The following is a 5,744-nucleotide window of genomic DNA, read 5'->3' on the forward strand; positions in this document are numbered from 1 at the left end:
ACTTCCACCTGGTTGCCCGGCTCTAGGCTGACGCGGAACTGTTGGGCGCCTGCCGGCAAGGGATCCGGTGTCAGATCGGGCAGGTTGGCAAAGGGGGTTTCGGCGCGACGCTCCCGGGCCAGCGCATCCTCCGGCTCGGCGGCCAGGGGGGATCCCGTCCTATCCACCGTTACCCGGTAGACCAAGCTCTCTGGCCAATCGGGGGGAGACTGCCACTGCTCTGCCAAAATGTCTCGCAGACGGGAAAGGGGATCCGCCCCTGCTGCCTCTCTTCCCGCTGTTGGGTCAGATTCTTGGAGGGATGTGGCCAAAGGCTGCGATTGACCCGTCAAGGCAGGGATGGTGAGCTGCTCTTGCGGGGAAGGGGAAGCTGTGGGATCCCTAGGGGGGCGACTGGCCCAGATCCCAACACCGGCCACAACTGCGATCCCGCCCACCAGCAGGGCCGCGATCCCAGTGGGCTGTCGATACCAAGCCCGCGTCACCGGAGTTCCCAGATTGGCCAGTTGGGGAATGTCATCCGCCACCTGGGAGAGGTTCTCCAGCAGGTCGTACAACTGCGTCATCGACAAATCCACCTGCGCGATGCGATCTTCCCCTTGGCGCACCGTGAGACGATGAAAAATAAAATCAAGCGGACGGATGGCCACGGTACCGCTGAAGGTTCCCTTGGGTTCCCCACTCAAGTGGGATCCCACGTAGCGGTCGATTACGGTGATCAAATCGTTGAGCCAAACGTTATCGCCGTGTAAAGTTTTGACTGTCTCCCCCTGGCGGATTTCCAACTGACACTCGAAGCTGCGCTGGATGGCTTGCAGCGGCGGCGTTGCAGAGGAGTCTGAAGAATTGGAATCGGCAGGGGCTTCTCCCCGTACAGTCAGCGTAGAAGTGGGCTGTTGATAGGTGTGGCTAACCAGGGTAAGGTTGGGCATGGCAACTGCGGGCGAACAACACGGGTAGAGGGCTACAGAGGCGATAATTGACAAAACTGCCTCAAGAAGAGGGTGAGGCATCGGGGCCGGAGCTGTGGGCTACCCCCTCTTCTTCCAGATCGCTGCCGGCAGGCAAATCCATCTCAGGACGGCTGAGCAAGGCTTTCCACAGGCGCTGAGCGCCTTTCGGGCTACTGTAGAACATCAGCTCAATCAAGATGCGCAGGGCCAGCTCGGTGAGGCTATTCTCATCGCGCACGTCCCCATCCACCATGCGGCTGCGGTAGTGGGAGAGGAATTCATCCAAGTAATCTCCCACCAGCGGCTGACGGAAGGGGCTGAGCTCTTGATCGACAGCGGCTTCCAGTTGCTCCAAGGTGCTGCGGATACGGGCTTGTTGCTGAGCAGCCAGATAGGCAATCACCATCACCAGGGCACGGGCCTCTTCGATATCGACCTTTTTGCGCCCACCGCTGCTGCGGCGCAAGGGGTTAGCATTGCGCAGTCGCCAGAGAGTCACCCGATCGCCAATCTGCTCTTCCAAGTTGAGGGCTTTGGCTGCAGCCAGAACCGCTTCGGAACTTTCTCCGCTCAGGGACTCCAACCCCAGCAGTAGCAAGTCCAACTGGGCTTTGATGGTACCGGTGGCTGTGTTCAGGCCAACGGGCCGACTGTCTAACTGAATGTGCTTGTGTTCCACCGTCACGCTGTCAATGGGAGCTTTGGGTTTCGACGAAACTCTATGATCTCCTGTCCAAGCCAAACCTGCAACCTACCTCCCTGCGCTCTAGTCTAAAAGACTTTGGGCATGCTAGACTGCTCGCCAGCCTGCCGAGAGTTGAGCTCTCAGGGTTCTTCCCCAAAACGGGGTAACTCTGGATGCATCTTAGACCAATAAGAATGGGTTTTCTGGGCCGGTTTCTGTTTCGGCAACACCCCTACTCCTAGCTGAACTTGGGCTTTTGGACTCAGGGGGATGGCTACTTATAATGGGGAAAGCAGCTGCTGCTTTGGCCTTTAAGAGCTAAGTGACTACCCACCTTTATTGAGTTTCCCTTTTGTTGACACCAGCGACTCTAGGTGCAGCTTGATTCATCATGGCCTCTTCTGCTCGCTGCAGTACTCAGCCTGTCCCTGTTCACTGGGTCTTGATCTTCAGGGATCGATTGGGGCAGAGGGGGGTTGTTCTGGATAGTATCTATTACTCAGTGGGACGGTCTAAAGACAATCATATTCGCCTTTACGATCCCTGCGTCTCTCGGAAACACGCTTCCCTCATCCGCATCCCAGGTTCAGGGCCAACTGCACAGGGATCCCTGCAGTACAGCTACATGGTATTCGATGGCAGTCCGGGATCCAGGCCCAGCACCAATGGCCTATTCGTCAACGGAAAACGGGTTTTGTCCCATCGCCTTCAGCTCCTAGATAAGATAAGGTTTGGGCCGAACGTAACAGCAATTGTGGAGACAACGGATCGACTCAGCCCGGAAACCCTAGCCAAGTTATTGCAGCCTCTGGATGCTGCTAGCTCTACATCCCCATCCACCTTTGATTTTAATAAAGACACGGAGCCGAACCCGGAAAACCTGGCTCAGCCAGAGGAAGAGGATTTCACTGTTGCCTAAGCCAACCCAACCAGTCTTCTGAATCCTCCTGTGCCCCCCATCCCACCTGCTCTGAGCGGCTACTGGCAAAATGCCTTTGACCTAGAAGCCCATCTGGGATCCTTCCTGGGCCTTGGGGCTGCCGATCTGCGGGAGAAACTGCGGGCAGGGCAGCAGCAATTGGCGGAGTTGGGCCGGCGAGACTTTGGCTGGGATCGGGCAGATGCGTTTTATCGGGATCAGGTGAGATCCGCCTATCTGCTGGATTTGGCGGCTTGGCACCTGAGCAGCACCGACTACATCGGCGATACCTTACGCCTGGTGGCGGATCATGCCCGCGGGTTGGTGTTGGATTTTGGCGGCGGCATCGGCACCCATGCTATCGGGGCGGCCCTCTGCGCAGCGGTGGATCAGGTGATCTTCTGGGATATCAACCCCATCCATCGGCAGTTTGTGCAATGGCGGGCGGAAAAGCTGGGCTTAACCGAGCGCATCCACTGTCCAGAAAACTTCCCAGAAGAGATCTTTTTTGACACGGTCATCTGCTTCGATGTGGTGGAACATCTGGCGGATCCGGCAGCGCAGTTGCGGCAGTTTTACGACTGGCTCAAGCCGTCAGGTAAGCTTTTGATCAACTGGTACTTTTTCAAGGGGTTTAACGGCGAGTTTCCTTTTCACCTGGACGACCCGCAAAAGGTAGAGCAATTCTTTCAGGTGCTGCAAAGCTGTTTTTTGGAGGTGTTTCACCCCTATTTCATTACCGCCCGCTGTTACCGCAAGTGGGATAAAAGCTGAGATTGGAGAAAACCAAGGTGCTGCGCTATTTGCGGATATTGTGGCTGTTTTGGAGCACCTCAATCGCGGCAGAAATGGAGTACCGTGCCAATTTTTTCTTTGCCAGCCTCAGCAGTCTGGGTGGCTTGGGATCCGCTCTGTTTGGGCTGTCGTTGTTTTACCAGCAGGGGCACCGGCTGGGCGGTTGGAGTTGGCCGGAAGCCCTCATCGTGTTGGGGGTGTTCACCATTCTGCAGGGGGTGTCGGCCAGTCTCTTTAACGTCAACCTCAATCGCATTGTGCAGCAGGTGCAGGAAGGCACCTTGGATTTTGTTTTGCTAAAGCCAATAAGCAGCCAGTTTTGGCTGTCGGCCAGGGTGTTTTCCCCCTGGGGCCTGGTGGATATCGGCTTTGGCCTGTTGCTGATTCTCTACGCCGGGATCCAGCTCCATTTGCCTGCTTGGGCCTATGCTCTGGGGCTGCTGCCTCTGCTGCTGGGGCTGATCATCCTCTACAGCCTCTGGTTTATGTTGGGAGCCACCAGCATTTGGTTTGTGAAAATCTACAACGTGACCGAGGTGTTACGGGGCTTGGTAGAGGCAGGGCGGTTCCCGATGGTGGCTTATCCGGTGGCCTACCGCGTGTTTTTCACCTTCGTCGTGCCGGTGGCTTTCTTGACCACCATCCCGGCGGAGACCCTGCTGGGGCGAGCCCAATGGCCGTGGCTGCTGGGATCCGCTCTGCTGGCGGCAGGGCTGTTGTGGGGATCCCATCTCTTCTGGCGCTTTGCCCTGCGCTTTTACACCAGCGCTTCCAGTTAAAGTCTGGGCCAAAAAGCTTGGATCCCAGGCATCCGAGTTCTGGGGAGTTGAGTAATTTCTACAGACGCGCCCCATGCGCTGCCATCGCAGAGAACAACTGCCTTCAGTACAAGGCAGAGGGAATCGCAGAGTTCTCTGGGTTGAGGGCAAAAAAGTTTTCACTGCAGCGCTTTGCAGCCACAGGCTCTGTGGTTTAGGGGGGCTTGTCTGTCAGTGGTTTTGATGGTTTGTCGATCTTTTGAGGAGCCTGTTCAATGCACAAACACACAAGCTTTGTAGCAGCATCTGTGATAGCCGGCAGTTTTGCTCTCTTGGGCTGTGGCAGCAGCACTTCGTCTTCGATGATGCCTTCCCAAGCGGATTTGGTGGCTTTGAGCAGCGGCAACCGCCTCACCTTTATCCGCTCTGCCGATGCCTTTGTGCAGGGATCCCTGACGGTAACAGGAGTGAACGGCAACCTCATTGGTATCGATGTGCGTCCTGCCAACCGGCTGCTTTACGGGCTGACCGACACCAGCATCCTTTACACCATCAACTTGCAGACCGGTGTCGCTACCGTGGCCAGCACTCTGTCGGTTCCCTTCACCGCGGGCACGCTTTCTGGCATGGATTTCAACCCTGTTCCGGATCGGCTGCGCTTGGTGGGAGCCAATGGCCAGAACTTCCGCATCAATGTGGATACGGGCGAAGTGATCCAAGATAGACCTTTGGCCTTTGGCCCAATGGAACTACAGGGATCCCAGCCGGCCATCACCGCCGCCTACACCAACAATGTGGCGGGTGCCCAATCCACGCGGCTGCTGAACATCGACGGGCAACGGAACCTGCTGGTGTTGCAGAATCCCCCCAACGATGGGGTTCAGGTGCCCATTGGCCCTCTGGGGGTGAACTTCGGCCCTATGGGTGGGTTTGACATCCGTACTGCTGATGGAGTGGATACCGGCTTTGCCATCGGCGGCTCCACCTTGTATCGAATTGACCTAAACACCGGTCGGGCCACATCCCTGGGCACCCTGCCGGGTGGGCCGTTCTTTGGCTTGGCCGCCCTCTAGGAAAGCCGATTCCCATTTGCCTATCTAAATCAAGGTTAATCAACATTAATCAATGTTTTGGATTCATTGATTTGGAACCAATTGTTGGAATCGTTTTGAGATCGTTGCTGCTGTTGATCCTTGACCCGGCCCGATCCCAGCTCAGGATTGGGCCTTCTATTTCCCCACAAGTCAGGGTTGACCTTCGCCTATGCAGACGATAAATTATGAAAGCCGCTGCCCTGCTTGGATTACTCTGGGCGATGCTTGTGCCTCTGCAGTTTCTCTCTCTCTTCCATCCCGTTTCCTCTTCCCGCTCATGAAGATCGAGGGCGACAAAGCTGAGGGATCCCTGCAGGAAAAAACCGATGCAGAGGTGTTTGCAGCCCTAAAAGCAGGCCGGTCACAAGCTCTGGCCATTCTCTACGACCGACATGCCGGCTTGGTGTATGGAATTGCCTGTAAAATGCTGGGCAACACTGCCGAGGCCGAAGATCTCACCCAGGATATTTTTTTGAACTTGGCTCGTTCCTGATACATTTACGCTGAACACTGCTGAACATCACTGTTCAACTATGCAGC

7 protein-coding genes are annotated in these 5,744 nt (G+C 56.2%); 5 read left to right on the top strand and 2 right to left on the bottom strand.

Annotated features, from left to right (window positions below):
- Together NW829_RS05810 and NW829_RS05815 are read right to left on the bottom strand one after the other, a co-directional pair.
- Positions 1-932 (bottom strand): DUF4335 domain-containing protein (locus tag NW829_RS05810; RefSeq protein WP_414416642.1); only part of this gene is annotated, 932 nt, incomplete at its 3' end.
- Positions 933-993: 61 nt separating this feature from the next.
- Positions 994-1,638: a DUF3038 domain-containing protein gene (locus tag NW829_RS05815; protein ID WP_011432801.1), complete on the bottom strand. Its 645-nt coding sequence runs from the start codon at positions 1,636-1,638 to the stop codon at positions 994-996.
- Between the two features lie 391 nt (positions 1,639-2,029).
- On the opposite strand from NW829_RS05815, the gene NW829_RS05820 reads away from it, so the two are divergent.
- From NW829_RS05820 to NW829_RS05840, 5 genes are all read left to right on the top strand, one after another.
- Complete coding sequence (locus tag NW829_RS05820; RefSeq protein WP_011432802.1) at positions 2,030-2,557, top strand: FHA domain-containing protein; 528 nt, start codon at positions 2,030-2,032, stop codon at positions 2,555-2,557.
- A 30-nt stretch (positions 2,558-2,587) separates the two neighbouring features.
- Positions 2,588-3,331, top strand: coding sequence for a class I SAM-dependent methyltransferase (locus NW829_RS05825; protein ID WP_011432803.1), 744 nt, complete (start codon positions 2,588-2,590; stop codon positions 3,329-3,331).
- 17 nt (positions 3,332-3,348) lie between these two features.
- Positions 3,349-4,131: an ABC transporter permease gene (locus NW829_RS05830; RefSeq protein ID WP_414416643.1), complete on the top strand. Its 783-nt coding sequence runs from the start codon at positions 3,349-3,351 to the stop codon at positions 4,129-4,131.
- Between the two features lie 341 nt (positions 4,132-4,472).
- Positions 4,473-5,183, top strand: coding sequence for a DUF4394 domain-containing protein (locus NW829_RS05835; protein WP_414416644.1), 711 nt, complete (start codon positions 4,473-4,475; stop codon positions 5,181-5,183).
- 298 nt (positions 5,184-5,481) lie between these two features.
- Complete coding sequence (locus tag NW829_RS05840; protein WP_414413238.1) at positions 5,482-5,697, top strand: sigma factor; 216 nt, start codon at positions 5,482-5,484, stop codon at positions 5,695-5,697.
- Positions 5,698-5,744: the final 47 nt, after the last annotated feature.

This window comes from Synechococcus sp. R55.8 (genome assembly GCF_047461895.1).
In the GTDB taxonomy this organism is placed as follows: Bacteria; Cyanobacteriota; Cyanobacteriia; order Thermostichales; family Thermostichaceae; genus Thermostichus.